Genomic DNA, 15,212 nt, shown 5'->3' with positions numbered 1-15,212 from the left:
TCCAGAGTCAAGCGTTATTTAGATATACAGTGAACGCACAATCAGGAAGTGTCCGGCAAAGTAACAGGCGGCAGAAATCGCATTATCCGCACGGAAGCGGCGGCGATAGTGGCTGCCCAGCCAGACGATGTTACCCAACAGCAACAGTACGGCACCGAAGAACGCGGACATCGCAGGCGCTGTCGGACGGAAGAACCACAGCTCGCCCGCCAGCCACACCATCACCAGCGTCATGGCGATAAACGTACACACCGGCAGACGCATCTCTTCCAGACGCGACCAGATCACCGCGATCAGCAGGGCGCCAATCACCAGCAGCACCAGCGGCAGCGGCCAGAAGATGGAGAGCGTCATCTGGCTGGCAAAGTAGATGGTATAGAGCAGATGCGACAGGAAGAATGCCCCCACGGCGTACAGCAGACGCTGGCGCGGCAGCAGGGTTAAGGCATCGCCAATCAGGGACGCACACAGCCCCGCGAGGACAAGATAGCTGATGGCGTTAAACATCGGTGCCTGCCAGGCAAGCAACAGCAGGAGCAATAGCGTGACGGGTTTAAACAACCAGCGCTGCCAGGCTGGGCCACGGTAAGACGCATCGACGTAAAGCCATGCGGAAAAACAGACAGCGATAAATGACCAAAGCATATTAACTCCCTGTAACTGTTGAGGCTGAATGATCAGTTTCTGATCCAGTGTAGTGACGCGAGCGGGCGTTTGGCAATGCCGGGGCAGGCGAGGTATCCTGAATTCCGCATAATCTGATGGGATTTTTCAATGAGCAAGATGCCGCTGTTTTTTATTGTCGTGCTGGCGATTATCGTCATTGCCGCCTCGTTTCGCTTCGTGCAGCAGCGCCGTGAGAAGGCCGACAACGATGCCGCACCGCTGATGCAAAAGCGCGTGGTGGTGACGAACAAGCGCGAGAAACCGCTTAATGACCGCCGATCCCGCCAGCAGCAGGTGACGCCTGCGGGCACAACGATGCGCTATGAAGCGAGCTTTAAGCCGGAAACCGGCGGGCTGGAGATGACCTTCCGACTGGAGGCGCAGCAGTACCACCAGCTGACGGTGGGGGAGAAAGGCACGCTGAGCTACAAAGGGTCGCGGTTTGAAGGGTTTGAACCGGAGCAGTAATTTTCCCCTCACCCCGGCCCTCTCCCCGAAGGGGAGAGGGTGTAAGCGTCCCCTCTCCCCTTCGGGGAGAGGGTTAGGGTGAGGGGGTTACTTCTTCACCTGCGCCTTAAACTTCTTCATCCACACCAGCAGCTCAAATACGCCGAAAATAAACACCCGCAGCTGCTGCCAGCCGGTCATCGGTGGGCTATCTTTCGGCAGTCCGTTTTTCAGCATCACCATCTGTAAGGCATGCATAAACGCGGTAAAAATCAGCGCCACGTTAATGAAGATATTCAGCGGACGCGGGAACGGGTGCACCAGATTCAAAATCAAAAAAGCCCAGACGCCCAGCATCAGCAAGCGCCCTACGTTAATCAGTACTGGCATCGGATCCTCCTTGTGCCTGACGGTGATATAGACGATAAGCCACCTGGCCGGCGACCTTCTCGCGGTGCAGATCCCAGTGAACGGGAACGGGCGGCAGACCATTTTCCACTTCGCTTTCAACGTAAATCAGCGCGTCGTCCGCCAACCAGCCATTTTGCTCCAGCAGGGATAGTGTCTCTTCCAGCAGCCCTTTACGGAACGGCGGGTCAACAAACACCACGTTGAACGGCGTCCCCTGTTGCGCGAGGAAGCTCAGCGTGTTGGTATTCACCACTTTGGCGTTGGTTGCTTTCAGCGTAGCCAAATTTTGCTGCAACGTCTGCGCGACGCCGCGCTCCATCTCCAGCAGCGTGGCGCTCGCAGCATAGCGCGACAGCGCTTCCAGCCCTAATGCACCGCTTCCGGCGAAGCAGTCCAGGCAATGGGCGTCTACCATTGACGGGGCGAGCCAGTTAAACAGCGTCTCGCGAACGCGGTCCGTGGTAGGGCGTAAACCGGGGCTGTCCGGCACCGGTAATTTCCGGCCTCGCCACTGACCGCCGATAATGCGAATTTGTCCGGCCGGGGCGCGGGTGGGTTTCTTCATCTCAGGAAAGCTCTGTTAACAATGCCCTGCGATTGCGGGCGGTGATGTCAATTAAGTAAAGTGTTAGACTATTTCATCATTTTTTTAGCTTCCCTGTATATAGCGCCGCGAGGAGTGTAGTCGCAGATGGCAAAACAAAAAAAACGTGGCTTCTTTTCCTGGTTGGGTTTCGGTGAAAAAGAGCAAGAAACAGAACAGAAAACCGAAGAACAGCAGGTTGTAGAAGAGCAGTCACAGCCTGAAACGCCTGTCGAAACCGCTGCGGTTGTCGAAGCGGAAGAGCCAGCCCACAGCAAAGAAGAGATTGAATCCTTTGCCGAAGAGGTGGTTGAGGTTACCGAACAGGTTCAGGAGAGCGAAAAACCAGAGCCGGTTATCGTTGAAACCCTTACCGAAGCGCCGCAGGCCGCTATCGAACACGAAGCGCTGCCGGAAGAGGTGAAAGCTGAAGAGGTTTCTGCCGAAGAGTGGCAGGCCGAAGCGGAAACCGTTGAAATTGTTGAGGCGGTGGAAGAAGAAGCGGCCCTTGAGCCTGAGCTGACCGACGAAGAGCTGGAGGCCCAGGCGCTGGCGGCGGAAGCGGCTGAAGAAGCGGTCATCGTCGTGCCGGTGGAAGAGCAGGCCGAAGAAGAGATCGTTCAGGAGCAGGAAAAACCGACCAAAGAAGGTTTCTTCGCGCGCCTGAAGCGCAGCCTGCTCAAAACCAAAGAAAACTTAGGTTCCGGATTTATCAGTCTGTTCCGCGGCAAGAAGATCGACGACGATCTGTTTGAGGAGCTGGAAGAGCAACTGCTGATTGCGGACGTGGGCGTGGAAACCACCCGGAAAATCATCGCCAACCTGACCGAAGGGGCGAACCGCAAACAGCTGCGTGACGCCGAGGCGCTGTACGGCCTGCTGAAAGACGAGATGGGTGAAATTCTCGCAAAAGTTGACGAACCGCTTAATATTGAAGGCAAAATGCCCTTTGTTATTCTGATGGTTGGCGTCAACGGCGTGGGTAAAACCACCACCATCGGCAAGCTGGCGCGCCAGTTTGAGCAGCAGGGCAAATCGGTGATGCTGGCGGCGGGCGATACCTTCCGTGCGGCAGCGGTGGAACAGCTCCAGGTGTGGGGCCAGCGCAACAATATTCCGGTCATTGCCCAGCACACCGGCGCGGATTCCGCGTCCGTGATTTTCGATGCCATCCAGGCGGCGAAGTCGCGTAACGTGGACGTGCTGATTGCAGATACCGCAGGGCGTTTGCAGAACAAATCGCACCTGATGGAAGAGCTGAAGAAAATCGTTCGCGTCATGAAGAAGCTGGACGAAGATGCACCGCATGAAATTATGCTGACTATCGACGCCAGCACCGGACAGAACGCCATCAGCCAGGCGAAGCTGTTCAATGAAGCGGTAGGACTGACCGGGATCACGCTGACCAAGCTGGACGGCACCGCGAAAGGCGGGGTGATCTTCTCCGTGGCCGACCAGTTCGGCATTCCTATCCGTTATATCGGTGTGGGCGAGCGTATTGAGGATTTACGTCCGTTTAAAGCGGACGACTTTATTGAGGCACTATTTGCCCGAGAGGACTAACAATGATTCGCTTTGAACACGTCAGCAAGGCCTATCTCGGCGGGAGACAAGCGCTGCAGGGGGTTACATTCCACCTCCAGCCAGGCGAGATGGCATTCCTGACCGGCCATTCCGGCGCGGGGAAAAGTACCCTGCTCAAGCTGATCTGTGGGATCGAGCGGCCAAGTGCCGGGAAAATCTGGTTCAGCGGCCATGAAATTAGCCGTCTTAAGAACCGTGAAGTGCCGTTCCTGCGTCGTCAGATTGGCATGATTTTCCAGGATCACCACCTGCTGATGGATCGCACGGTTTTCGATAACGTCGCGATCCCGCTGATTATTGCCGGCGCCAGTTACGATGATATCCGCCGTCGCGTTTCGGCGGCGCTGGATAAGGTCGGGCTGCTGGACAAAGCGAAGAACTTCCCGATCCAGCTCTCCGGCGGTGAGCAGCAGCGCGTGGGCATCGCCCGTGCGGTGGTGAACAAGCCTGCCGTCTTGCTGGCGGATGAACCGACCGGTAACCTGGACGATGCCCTCTCTGAAGGGATCCTGCGTCTGTTTGAGGAATTTAACCGCGTGGGGGTCACGGTACTGATGGCGACGCACGACATGGGGCTTATCTCACGCCGTTCGTACCGCATGCTGACCCTGAGCGACGGGCATTTGCACGGAGGCCACGGTGAATAAGCGTGATGCAATGAACCAGATACGGCAGTTCAGCAACCGGTTTGACCGTTTCCGCAAGCCTCAGGGCGGCGGAGACGGCAATCGCCATGCGCCTAAGCGTGCCAAAGCGACACCGAAACCGAACTCCCGTAAAACCAACGTCTTCAACGAACAGGTGCGCTACGCCTTCCAGGGCGCGTTGCAGGATCTAAAAAGCAAACCGCTGGCGACGTTCCTGACGGTGATGGTGATTGCCATCTCCCTGACGCTGCCGAGCGTCTGCTACATGGTTTACAAAAACGTGAACCAGGCGGCGTCCCAGTACTATCCGTCGCCGCAGATTACCGTTTATCTGGATAAAGCCCTCGACGATAACGCGGCGGCTCAGGTAGTGGGGCAGATTCAGGCCGAGCAGGGCGTGGAGAAGGTGAACTATCTTTCCCGCGATGAAGCGCTGGGCGAATTCCGCAACTGGTCCGGGTTCGGCGGCGCGCTGGATATGCTGGAAGAGAACCCGCTGCCCGCCGTGGCGGTGGTGATCCCGAAGCTCGATTTCCAGGGCACCGATTCGCTCAACACCCTGCGCGACCGCATTACCCGCATCAATGGGATTGATGAAGTGCGCATGGACGACAGCTGGTTTGCCCGTCTTGCCGCCCTGACCGGGCTGGTGGGGCGCGTATCGGCGATGATCGGCGTGCTGATGGTGGCGGCGGTGTTCCTCGTCATCGGTAACAGCGTGCGCCTGAGCATCTTCGCCCGTCGCGATACCATCAACGTGCAGAAACTGATTGGCGCAACGGATGGTTTCATCCTCCGCCCGTTCCTCTATGGCGGCGCGTTATTAGGTTTTTCTGGTGCATTTCTTTCATTGATTTTGTCAGAAATTTTGGTGATGCGGCTGTCCTCTGCCGTCACCGAGGTGGCGCAGGTTTTCGGAACGAAGTTTGATATCAGTGGCTTAGGGTTCGATGAGTGCCTGCTGTTGCTGCTGGTCTGCTCCATGATCGGCTGGGTGGCGGCATGGCTGGCAACGGTTCAACATTTACGCCACTTTACTCCCGACTAATAAAAGCGTGATATAATCTTTCCCTGCACCGAGATGTTCGCTTGCAGGGAAAGCGTCCCTGTTGTCTCTTCCCCTGTAATCAACTTCATGTCACATTTTGTGCGTAATTTATTCACTGTTGCACCTGGAACTTGTGGATAAAATCACTGTCTGATAAAAGAGTGAATGCTAATCTCGTTGCTCAAACGCTTTGGCATGGTTGTTGCCTGACGGGGACAACCTGGACCAGAAGAAACATTGAGAGGAATGAATGACCAAAGAAATGCAAACTTTAGCTTTAGCCCCTGTTGGTAACCTGGAATCTTACATCCGGGCTGCGAACACCTGGCCGATGTTAACGGCTGAGGAAGAAAAGGAGCTTGCTGAAAAGCTGCATTACCAGGGCGATCTGGAAGCAGCTAAAACGCTGATCCTGTCTCACCTGCGCTTTGTTGTTCACGTTGCTCGTAATTATGCGGGCTACGGCCTGCCGCAGGCGGACCTGATTCAGGAAGGTAACATTGGCCTGATGAAGGCGGTACGTCGCTTCAACCCGGAAGTGGGTGTGCGACTCGTCTCCTTCGCCGTGCACTGGATCAAAGCGGAAATTCACGAATACGTCCTGCGTAACTGGCGTATTGTGAAAGTCGCTACGACGAAAGCGCAGCGCAAACTGTTCTTCAACCTGCGTAAAACCAAGCAGCGTCTGGGCTGGTTCAATCAGGATGAAGTGGAAATGGTGGCGCGCGAGCTGGGCGTTTCCAGCAAAGACGTCCGCGAGATGGAATCCCGTATGGCCGCGCAGGACATGACGTTTGATATGTCTGCCGACGACGATGCCTCCGACAGCCAGCCGATGGCCCCGGTCCTGTATCTGCAGGATAAAACCTCTAACTTTGCTGACGGCATTGAAGAGGATAACTGGGAAGACCAGGCGGCAAACAAGCTGACCTTCGCGATGGAAGGCCTCGACGAGCGTAGCCAGGATATCATCCGTGCCCGCTGGCTGGACGAAGATAACAAGTCCACGTTGCAGGAACTGGCCGACCGCTACGGCGTCTCCGCTGAACGTGTGCGTCAGCTTGAGAAGAACGCCATGAAAAAACTTCGCGCCGCTATCGAAGCGTAATTTCCGCGAAGTACACCGAGAACCCCTGGATGAGAGTCTGGGGGTTTTGTTTTTTTAGCGCCCGCTCTGGCGAATTTCTTCCCCCTGGCAAACACTTACTGGTGCGCTAAGCAGGCGACATTCAGAGGGTGACAGGGTGAAAAATAACGAACTGAACGACCGGCGTTTACAGGCAACGCCGCGCGGTATCGGCGTCATGTGTAACTTCTATGCCGATAAAGCCGAAAACGCCACGGTGTGGGACGTAGAAGGTAACGAGTATATTGATTTTGCCGCCGGGATCGCCGTGCTGAATACCGGGCATCGCCATCCTAAAGTTATCGCCGCCATCGAAAAACAGCTTCATGCCTTTACCCATACCGCTTACCAGATCGTCCCCTATGAAGGTTATGTGGCGCTTGCCGAGCGCATCAACCAGCGCGTACCCATAGAGGGGCCAGCCAAAACCGCCTTCTTCTCAACGGGTGCAGAAGCGGTCGAAAACGCGGTGAAAATTGCCCGGGCGTACACCAGACGTCCCGGCCTTATCACCTTCGGCGGCGCGTTCCACGGCCGTACCTTTATGACCATGGCGCTGACCGGCAAAGTGGCGCCCTATAAGCTCGGCTTCGGCCCGTTCCCCGGCTCGGTGTACCACGCGCAATTCCCCAACAACCTGCACGGCGTCAGTACCGCCGAAGCGTTAAAAAGCCTGGAGCGCATCTTCAAAGCCGATATCGCGCCCGATCAGGTGGCGGCAATCATTATTGAACCGGTTCAGGGCGAGGGCGGATTCAACGTCGCGCCCGCTGATTTTATGCAGGCGCTGCGTGCCCTGTGCGATACCCACGGGATTTTACTGATTGCCGACGAAGTGCAAACCGGCTTCGCCCGTACCGGCAAGCTATTCTCCATGGAAAACCACTGCGTGAAGCCCGATCTGATCACCATGGCGAAAAGCCTGGCGGGCGGAATGCCGCTCTCTGCCGTCTCTGGCCGGGCAGAGGTGATGGACGCGCCCGCTCCGGGCGGACTGGGCGGCACCTACGCGGGTAACCCGCTGGCGATTGCGGCGGCCCATGCGGTGCTGGACGTGATTGACGAGGAAGATCTCTGCACGCGCGCGTCTCATCTCGGCCATCATCTTGTCGAGGTGCTGAATAAAGCGAAGGATGGCTGTCCCTGGATCGCCGATATCCGTGGGCAGGGCTCGATGGTGGCGGTGGAATTTACCGATCCGCAAACCGGACTGCCGTCGCCGGAATTTACCCGTCAGGTTCAGGAACGCGCGTTAAACGAAGGGCTGCTGCTTTTGAGTTGCGGCGTCTACGGCAACGTTATCCGCTTCCTCTACCCGCTCACCATCCCCGAAGCGCAGTTCCGTAAAGCGCTGGATATTATTTCCGCCTCGCTGACACGATAAAGCCAAAAGCCCGGCTCAAATGACAGTCGGGCTTATCATATTTTCATTTCAAATTAGCTATTCCAAAATCATAAAAATGGGGTATGTTTTAGCAGAGTATGCTGAAAAAGCGCGAACAGCACGCCTATAATTGAAATAAAGCGCTACACAACAACATCACAACAATCGTTATAACCATAATAATGGGGAATCTCAGGATGAACATGAAGGGTAAAGCGTTACTGGCAGGATGTATCGCGTTGGCATTCAGCACTATGGCGCAGGCCGATATTAAAGTGGCCGTGGTGGGCGCGATGTCCGGTCCGGTAGCACAGTACGGCGACCAGGAATTTACGGGCGCGGAACAGGCGGTTGCAGACATTAATGCTAAGGGCGGCATCAAGGGCGAAAAGCTGCAAATCGTAAAATATGACGATGCCTGTGACCCGAAACAGGCGGTCGCGGTGGCGAACAAAGTGGTAAACGACGGGATCAAATACGTTATCGGTCACCTGTGCTCCTCTTCCACCCAGCCCGCGTCTGACATCTACGAAGACGAAGGCATTCTGATGATCACGCCGGCTGCGACGGCACCAGAGCTGACCGCGCGCGGCTATAAGCTGATCCTGCGTACCACCGGTCTGGACTCCGATCAGGGGCCAACCGCCGCGAAATACATCGTGGAAAAAGTGAAGCCGCAGCGCATCGCGATTGTTCATGACAAACAGCAGTACGGCGAAGGCCTGGCCCGTGCGGTGCAGGATAACCTGAAAAAAGCGAATGCCAACGTGGTGTTCTTTGACGGTATCACCGCCGGTGAGAAAGACTTCTCGACTCTGGTAGCGCGTCTGAAGAAAGAGAATATCGATTTCGTTTATTACGGCGGCTACCACCCGGAAATGGGGCAGATCCTGCGTCAGGCGCGTGCGGCGGGTCTGAAGACACAGTTCATGGGGCCAGAAGGCGTGGCGAACGTTTCCCTGTCTAACATCGCGGGTGAGTCTGCTGAAGGGCTGCTGGTGACCAAACCGAAAAACTACGACCAGGTGCCTGCGAACAAACCTGTTGTAGATGCCATCAAGGCGAAGAAACAGGATCCAAGCGGTGCGTTCGTCTGGACCACTTACGCAGCGTTGCAGTCTCTGCAAGCGGGCCTGAACCAGTCAGCCGATCCGGCGGAGATTGCCACCTGGCTGAAAGCGAACTCGGTGGAAACCGTGATGGGGCCGCTGTCCTGGGATGAGAAGGGTGACCTGAAGGGCTTCGAGTTCGGCGTGTTTGACTGGCATGCCAACGGCACGGCGACAGACGCCAAATAAAAGCAAAAAGGCAACGTAAGTTGCCTTTTTTAATGTTTTCTCCCTCTCCCCGTGGGAGAGGGCCGGGGTGAGGGCATCAGGCCGCAGAGCCCCGCTTTTGCCCGGTGGCGCTTCGCTTACCGAGCCTACAATGAGCACCTCGCAGCCGCCACCCGGCTTTCTTTTAGCGCTTCTCCCACCCGTTCGCCTGCGCCGTAAACCCTAACGCCTGCATAAACGCCGCCATTACGCCGCGATCCTCTACGCCCACGTCGGCCATCCACCAGGAGGTCACGCTCGGGTTTTCGCGGATCACCTCTTCAATCAAATACTGCCCGACCCCGCGACGACGGGTCACGTCGCGCACGCGCAGGGAGTCCAGCGCCCCTTCCGTGCCGCTCAGCGTTACGCGGACGGCGGCCAGCAGGCGCTCGTTAAAGCGCGCGGCATAGATGCGGTGGTTCTCATCGACGGCCAGCGATGAAGAGGAATATTCCGGCCAGATCTTGCCCAGGTCGATATGATCCTGGTCGCTAAAGGTCACCAGACGCACGATAGTCAGTTTCATTAGCTGCTTGTCCAAATCAAAAAGAGTACGGCCAGTGTACTCAATTTAATTGCTCAGGCACTTTCTCTTTTTCTTCCCATTTACCAGGTGATTAGTTTTTTGGCAACGCGATGGGCAGTTTGAAAACACATGGATCGAAAAATAAGCAGAATTTTAACCTGAATGGTAGTGATTTATTCGGCGCTTTGTACCGTTATTTTATGCTGCAAACTGCGCTTTTATTTGTTTATCTCCGTCTGATTTCAGAATATTATCTTTGCTTAATCGCCTGAAAAATAGAGATATTAGTCTGGTTTTTGTTAAAAACCTGCGCTAAACCATTAAAGGCACTGGTAAAAATAGCGTTGTTCATTAAAAGTACAGAATGCTTTTTAACCATAATAAAACAAAATATAAACATCACTTCACGAATGGGGATTCTGAGATGAAAAGGAACGCGAAGACGTTAATCGCGGGGATGGTCGCACTGTCGATCTCGCATGCCGCTATGGCAGACGACATTAAAGTTGCGGTAGTGGGTGCGATGTCCGGCCCCGTTGCCCAGTGGGGCGATATGGAGTTCAACGGCGCGCGTCAGGCCATCAAAGATATCAATGCTAAAGGCGGCATCAAAGGCGACAAGCTGGTGGGCGTGGAGTATGACGACGCCTGCGATCCAAAACAGGCCGTCGCGGTCGCCAACAAAATCGTTAACGACGGTATCCAGTACGTCATCGGGCACCTGTGTTCCTCCTCCACGCAGCCTGCGTCTGATATCTACGAAGACGAAGGCATCCTGATGATCACCCCGGGCGCCACCAACCCGGAACTGACCCAGCGGGGTTACCAGCACATTATGCGTACCGCCGGTCTGGACTCCTCGCAGGGGCCAACCGCCGCCAAATACATCCTCGAAACCGTTAAGCCACAGCGCATTGCCATCATTCATGACAAACAGCAGTACGGTGAAGGCCTGGCGCGCTCCGTACAGGACGGCCTGAAAAAAGGCGGGGCGAATATCGTCTTCTTCGACGGCATTACCGCCGGTGAGAAAGACTTCTCCGCGCTGATCGCCCGCCTGCAAAAAGAGAATATCGACTTCGTTTACTACGGCGGCTACTACCCGGAAATGGGGCAGATGTTGCGCCAGGCGCGCGCCACCGGTCTGAAAACCCAGTTTATGGGGCCTGAGGGCGTCGGTAATGCCTCCCTGTCGAACATCGCGGGCGATTCTGCCGAAGGCATGCTGGTGACGATGCCAAAACGCTATGACCAGGATCCGGCGAATAAAGCTATCGTGGATGCGCTCAAGGCACAGAAGAAAGATCCGAGTGGCCCATACGTCTGGATCACCTACGCGGCCGTGCAGTCGCTGGCCACGGCCATGGATCGCACCGGCAGCAAAGAGCCGCTGGATCTGGTGAAAGATTTAAAAGCACACGGGGCGAACACCGTGATTGGGCCGCTGAACTGGGATGAGAAAGGCGATCTGAAGGGATTTGAATTTGGTGTCTTTAAGTGGCACGCCGACGGTTCGTCCTCGGTCGCCAAATAATAATCCCACCGCCCGGTTTACCGGGCGGATATAAAAAGGTTTGCATATGTCCGAGCAGTTTCTCTACTTTTTGCAGCAGATGTTTAACGGCGTCACGCTGGGAAGCACCTACGCGCTGATCGCCATCGGCTACACGATGGTTTACGGCATTATCGGCATGATCAACTTCGCCCACGGCGAGGTGTACATGATCGGTAGCTACGTCTCCTTTATGATCATCGCCGCGCTGATGATGATGGGCATCGACAGCAGCTGGCTGCTGGTGGCCGCCGGGTTTGTCGGCGCGATTGTGATTGCCAGCGCCTACGGCTGGAGCATCGAACGGGTGGCCTACCGGCCGGTGCGCAGCTCCAAGCGCCTGATCGCGCTGATCTCCGCCATCGGTATGTCCATTTTCCTGCAAAACTACGTCAGCCTGTCCGAAGGTTCACGCGACGTAGCGCTGCCAAGCCTGTTTAACGGCCAGTGGATTGTGGGGGCCAGCGAAAACTTCTCTGCCACCATCACCACCATGCAGCTGGTTATCTGGGTTGTGACCTTTATTGCCATGCTGGCCCTGACCCTGTTCATCCGCTACTCCCGCATGGGACGCGCCTGCCGCGCCTGCGCGGAAGACCTGAAGATGGCGAGCTTGCTCGGGATCAACACCGACCGCGTGATTGCCCTGACCTTCGTGATCGGTGCAGCGATGGCGGCGGTGGCGGGCGTGTTGCTCGGCCAGTTCTACGGCGTAATCAACCCGTACATCGGCTTTATGGCCGGGATGAAAGCCTTCACCGCCGCGGTACTGGGCGGTATCGGCAGCATTCCGGGCGCGATGATTGGCGGCCTGATTTTGGGCGTGGCCGAAGCGCTCTCCTCGGCGTACCTGAGCACCGAATATAAAGATGTGGTGTCGTTTGCCCTGCTGATTCTGGTTCTGCTGGTGATGCCTACCGGTATTCTTGGCCGTCCGGAGGTAGAGAAAGTATGAAACCGATGCATTTTGCGATGGCGCTGCTTTCTGCCGCCATGTTCTTCGTCCTGGCGGGCGTCTTTATGGGCGTCCAGTTAGGGCTGGACGGCACGAAGCTGGTGGTGGATACCGCCCCCGATATCCGCTGGCAGTGGGTGTTTATCGGTACTGGCGTGGTGTTCCTGTTCCAGCTGCTGCGTCCGCTGTTCCAGAAGACGCTGAAGAACGTCTCCGGGCCGAAATTCGTCCTGCCGGCGATCGACGGTACAACCGTGAAGCAGAAGCTGTTCCTTGTGGCGCTGCTGGTGGCTGCCGTGGCGTGGCCGTTTATGGTATCGCGCGGGACGGTGGATATTGCCACCCTGACCATGATCTACGTGATTCTGGGGCTGGGTCTGAACGTGGTGGTGGGGCTGTCTGGCCTGCTGGTGCTGGGCTACGGCGGGTTCTACGCCATCGGCGCGTACACCTTCGCGCTGCTGAACCATTATTACGGCCTCGGCTTCTGGACCTGTTTGCCGCTGGCGGGGCTGGTCTCTGCCGCCGCGGGCTTCCTGCTCGGCTTCCCGGTGCTGCGCCTGCGCGGTGACTACCTGGCGATTGTGACCTTAGGCTTCGGCGAAATCGTCCGTATCCTGCTGCTCAACAATACCGAAGTGACCGGCGGTCCGAACGGCATCAGCCAGATCCCGAAACCGACCTTCTTCGGCCTGGAGTTCAGCCGTACCGCCCGCGAAGGCGGCTGGGATACCTTCAGCAACTTCTTTGGCATCAAATACGACCCGTCCGACCGCGTGATCTGGCTCTACCTGGTGGCGCTGCTGCTGGTGGTGATTACCCTGTTTGTGATCAACCGTCTGCTGCGCATGCCGCTGGGCCGCGCATGGGAAGCGCTGCGTGAGGATGAGATCGCCTGCCGCTCCCTGGGCCTGAATCCGACCCGTATCAAGCTGACCGCGTTTACCATCAGCGCCGCGTTTGCCGGTTTCGCCGGAACGCTGTTTGCCGCGCGTCAGGGCTTCGTCAGCCCGGAATCGTTCACCTTTGCCGAATCGGCCTTCGTGCTGGCGATTGTGGTGCTCGGCGGGATGGGTTCCCAGTTCGCCGTGATCCTCGCGGCCATCCTGCTGGTGGTCTCGCGCGAGCTGATGCGCGACTTTAACGAATACAGCATGCTGATGCTGGGTGGCTTGATGGTGCTGATGATGATCTGGCGTCCGCAGGGCCTGCTGCCGATGACGCGTCCACAGCTGAAGCTTAAGAGCGCGGAAGCGAAAGGAGAGCAGGCATGAGTCAGCCATTATTATCCGTTAACGGTCTGATGATGCGTTTTGGTGGCCTGCTGGCGGTCAACAATGTGAATCTGGATCTGCACAAGAAAGAGATTGTCTCCCTGATTGGCCCGAACGGCGCAGGGAAAACCACAGTATTCAACTGCCTGACCGGTTTTTACAAGCCGACAGGTGGCACCATCATGCTGCGCGACCAGCACCTCGAAGGGCTGCCGGGCCAGCAGATTGCCCGCATGGGCGTGGTGCGTACCTTCCAGCACGTGCGTCTGTTCCGGGAGATGACGGTGATTGAGAACCTGCTGGTGGCGCAACATCAGCAACTCAAAACCGGCCTCTTTTCCGGCCTGCTGAAAACCCCGGCCTTCCGCCGCGCGCAGGAGGAGGCGCTCGATCGCGCCGCCACCTGGCTCGACCGTATCGGCCTGCTCCAGCACGCCAACCGTCAGGCGAGCAACCTCGCCTACGGTGACCAGCGTCGCCTTGAGATCGTGCGCTGCATGGTGACCCAGCCGGAGATCCTGATGCTCGACGAACCGGCGGCGGGCCTTAACCCGAAAGAGACCAAAGAGCTGGACGAGCTGATTGCCGAGCTTCGCGATCATCACGACACCACCATCCTGCTGATTGAGCACGACATGAAGCTGGTGATGGGCATTTCGGACCGTATCTACGTGGTAAACCAGGGCACGCCGCTGGCAAACGGCACGCCGGAAGAGATCCGCAGCAACCCGGACGTGATCCGCGCATACCTTGGTGAGGCATAAGATGGAAAAAGCGATGTTAACGTTCGACAAGGTCAATGCGCACTACGGTAAGATCCAGGCGCTGCACGACGTCAGCCTGCATATCAATCAGGGCGAAATCGTCACCCTGATTGGCGCCAACGGCGCGGGGAAAACCACGCTGCTCGGCACCTTGTGCGGCGATCCGCGCGCCACCAGCGGGCGGATTGTGTTTGACGGCAAAGATATTACCGACTGGCAGACGGCTAAAATTATGCGTGAAGCGGTAGCGATCGTCCCGGAAGGGCGTCGCGTGTTCTCGCGCATGACGGTCGAAGAGAACCTGGCGATGGGCGGTTTCTTCGCCCACCGGGATGAATACCAGACCCGCATCAAATGGGTATACGAACTCTTCCCGCGCCTGTGGGAGCGGCGAATTCAGCGCGCGGGCACCATGTCCGGCGGGGAGCAACAGATGCTGGCGATTGGCCGCGCGCTGATGAGCCAGCCGCGTCTGCTGCTGCTGGATGAACCGTCGCTCGGGCTGGCGCCTATCATCATTCAGCAGATTTTCGACACCATCGAGCAGCTGCGCAAAGAGGGGATGACCATCTTCCTCGTCGAGCAGAACGCCAACCAGGCGCTGAAGCTCGCTGACCGTGGCTACGTGCTGGAGAACGGCCGCGTGGTGCTCTCCGATACCGGCGATGCGCTGCTGGCGAACGAAGCGGTGCGGAGCGCGTATTTGGGCGGCTAAGCCGTCTGTATCGCCCGGTGGCGCTGCGCTTACCGGGCCTACGGATACCATGTAGGCCGGGTAAGGCGAAGCCGCCACCCGGCTTTTTTTCATATTAACCCCTTCACACAACCATCATCCCTCTGACGCCTGGCTGTCACCTATCTGTAAACAAACAGTTATTTTTCTGTCATTCGAGCATGTCATGTTACCTCGCGAGCACAAAACGCGT

16 protein-coding genes are annotated in these 15,212 nt (G+C 56.9%); 12 read left to right on the top strand and 4 right to left on the bottom strand.

The window, feature by feature from the left end:
* Nucleotides 1–18: 18 nt before the first annotated feature.
* Nucleotides 19–645 carry a lysoplasmalogenase gene (locus tag ACNQ0T_RS16575; protein ID WP_163346983.1) on the bottom strand — a complete coding sequence of 209 codons (627 nt, stop codon included), beginning with the start codon at nt 643–645 and terminating at the stop codon, nt 19–21.
* Between the two features lie 129 nt (nt 646–774).
* Here ACNQ0T_RS16575 and ACNQ0T_RS16570 point away from each other — a divergent pair, with 129 nt between their 5' ends.
* The gene (locus ACNQ0T_RS16570; protein ID WP_022649671.1) at nt 775–1,134 is read left to right on the top strand and encodes a DUF2500 domain-containing protein; all 360 of its coding nucleotides are present in this window, start codon (nt 775–777) and stop codon (nt 1,132–1,134) included.
* A gap of 87 nt (nt 1,135–1,221) precedes the next feature.
* Here ACNQ0T_RS16570 and ACNQ0T_RS16565 read toward each other — a convergent pair whose 3' ends face one another.
* Both ACNQ0T_RS16565 and rsmD read right to left on the bottom strand, forming a co-directional pair.
* A complete protein-coding gene (locus ACNQ0T_RS16565) occupies nt 1,222–1,503 on the bottom strand; it encodes a DUF1145 family protein (RefSeq protein ID WP_022649670.1) in 282 nt (93 codons plus the stop codon).
* A complete protein-coding gene (gene rsmD, locus ACNQ0T_RS16560; RefSeq protein WP_063853835.1) occupies nt 1,487–2,089 on the bottom strand; it encodes a 16S rRNA (guanine(966)-N(2))-methyltransferase in 603 nt (200 codons plus the stop codon). The genes ACNQ0T_RS16565 and rsmD overlap by 17 nt, the downstream gene beginning before the upstream one ends.
* 126 nt (nt 2,090–2,215) lie before the next feature.
* Here rsmD and ftsY point away from each other — a divergent pair, with 126 nt between their 5' ends.
* The 6 genes from ftsY to livJ all read left to right on the top strand — a co-directional run bounded on the left by ftsY (nt 2,216) and on the right by livJ (nt 9,194).
* Nucleotides 2,216–3,670 (top strand): signal recognition particle-docking protein FtsY, encoded by a 1,455-nt coding sequence (ftsY, locus tag ACNQ0T_RS16555; RefSeq protein ID WP_241512297.1) that lies wholly within the window; start codon nt 2,216–2,218, stop codon nt 3,668–3,670.
* 2 nt (nt 3,671–3,672) lie between these two features.
* On the top strand, nt 3,673–4,338 hold the full coding sequence (gene ftsE / locus ACNQ0T_RS16550; protein WP_006812284.1) for a cell division ATP-binding protein FtsE: 666 nt from the start codon (nt 3,673–3,675) through the stop codon (nt 4,336–4,338).
* The gene (gene ftsX / locus ACNQ0T_RS16545; protein ID WP_022649667.1) at nt 4,331–5,386 is read left to right on the top strand and encodes a permease-like cell division protein FtsX; all 1,056 of its coding nucleotides are present in this window, start codon (nt 4,331–4,333) and stop codon (nt 5,384–5,386) included. The genes ftsE and ftsX overlap by 8 nt, the downstream gene beginning before the upstream one ends.
* A gap of 250 nt (nt 5,387–5,636) precedes the next feature.
* A complete protein-coding gene (gene rpoH / locus ACNQ0T_RS16540; RefSeq protein WP_000159624.1) occupies nt 5,637–6,494 on the top strand; it encodes an RNA polymerase sigma factor RpoH in 858 nt (285 codons plus the stop codon).
* A gap of 136 nt (nt 6,495–6,630) precedes the next feature.
* Nucleotides 6,631–7,896 (top strand): 4-aminobutyrate--2-oxoglutarate transaminase, encoded by a 1,266-nt coding sequence (locus ACNQ0T_RS16535; protein ID WP_063150760.1) that lies wholly within the window; start codon nt 6,631–6,633, stop codon nt 7,894–7,896.
* A 197-nt stretch (nt 7,897–8,093) separates the two neighbouring features.
* Nucleotides 8,094–9,194, top strand: coding sequence for a branched chain amino acid ABC transporter substrate-binding protein LivJ (livJ, locus tag ACNQ0T_RS16530; RefSeq protein ID WP_015571474.1), 1,101 nt, complete (start codon nt 8,094–8,096; stop codon nt 9,192–9,194).
* Between the two features lie 163 nt (nt 9,195–9,357).
* On the opposite strand, the gene panM is transcribed toward livJ, so the two are convergent.
* Entirely contained in the window at nt 9,358–9,741 is a 384-nt protein-coding gene (gene panM / locus ACNQ0T_RS16525; protein WP_022649664.1) for an aspartate 1-decarboxylase autocleavage activator PanM, read from the bottom strand.
* A gap of 424 nt (nt 9,742–10,165) precedes the next feature.
* Here panM and livK point away from each other — a divergent pair, with 424 nt between their 5' ends.
* From livK to livF, 5 genes are read left to right on the top strand one after another with little or no spacing between them, the layout of a single operon-like run.
* Nucleotides 10,166–11,275 carry a high-affinity branched-chain amino acid ABC transporter substrate-binding protein LivK gene (gene livK / locus ACNQ0T_RS16520; RefSeq protein WP_022649663.1) on the top strand — a complete coding sequence of 370 codons (1,110 nt, stop codon included), beginning with the start codon at nt 10,166–10,168 and terminating at the stop codon, nt 11,273–11,275.
* Nucleotides 11,276–11,321: 46 nt separating this feature from the next.
* Complete coding sequence (gene livH, locus ACNQ0T_RS16515; RefSeq protein WP_417930245.1) at nt 11,322–12,248, top strand: high-affinity branched-chain amino acid ABC transporter permease LivH; 927 nt, start codon at nt 11,322–11,324, stop codon at nt 12,246–12,248.
* A complete protein-coding gene (locus ACNQ0T_RS16510) occupies nt 12,245–13,522 on the top strand; it encodes a high-affinity branched-chain amino acid ABC transporter permease LivM (RefSeq protein ID WP_006812275.1) in 1,278 nt (425 codons plus the stop codon). Before livH ends, ACNQ0T_RS16510 begins: the two co-directional genes overlap by 4 nt.
* Nucleotides 13,519–14,286: a high-affinity branched-chain amino acid ABC transporter ATP-binding protein LivG gene (gene livG, locus ACNQ0T_RS16505; protein WP_022649661.1), complete on the top strand. Its 768-nt coding sequence runs from the start codon at nt 13,519–13,521 to the stop codon at nt 14,284–14,286. The genes ACNQ0T_RS16510 and livG overlap by 4 nt, the downstream gene beginning before the upstream one ends.
* A 1-nt stretch (nt 14,287) precedes the next feature.
* Entirely contained in the window at nt 14,288–15,001 is a 714-nt protein-coding gene (gene livF / locus ACNQ0T_RS16500) for a high-affinity branched-chain amino acid ABC transporter ATP-binding protein LivF (RefSeq protein WP_023298801.1), read from the top strand.
* Nucleotides 15,002–15,212: the final 211 nt, after the last annotated feature.

Origin of the sequence: Enterobacter cloacae complex sp.6700776, from assembly GCF_048284255.1 — a bacterium.
Classification (GTDB): Bacteria; Pseudomonadota; Gammaproteobacteria; order Enterobacterales; family Enterobacteriaceae; genus Enterobacter; species Enterobacter intestinihominis.
Note: the sequence above shows the minus strand (reverse complement) of the source record. Positions and strands in the feature narration are given on the sequence as shown.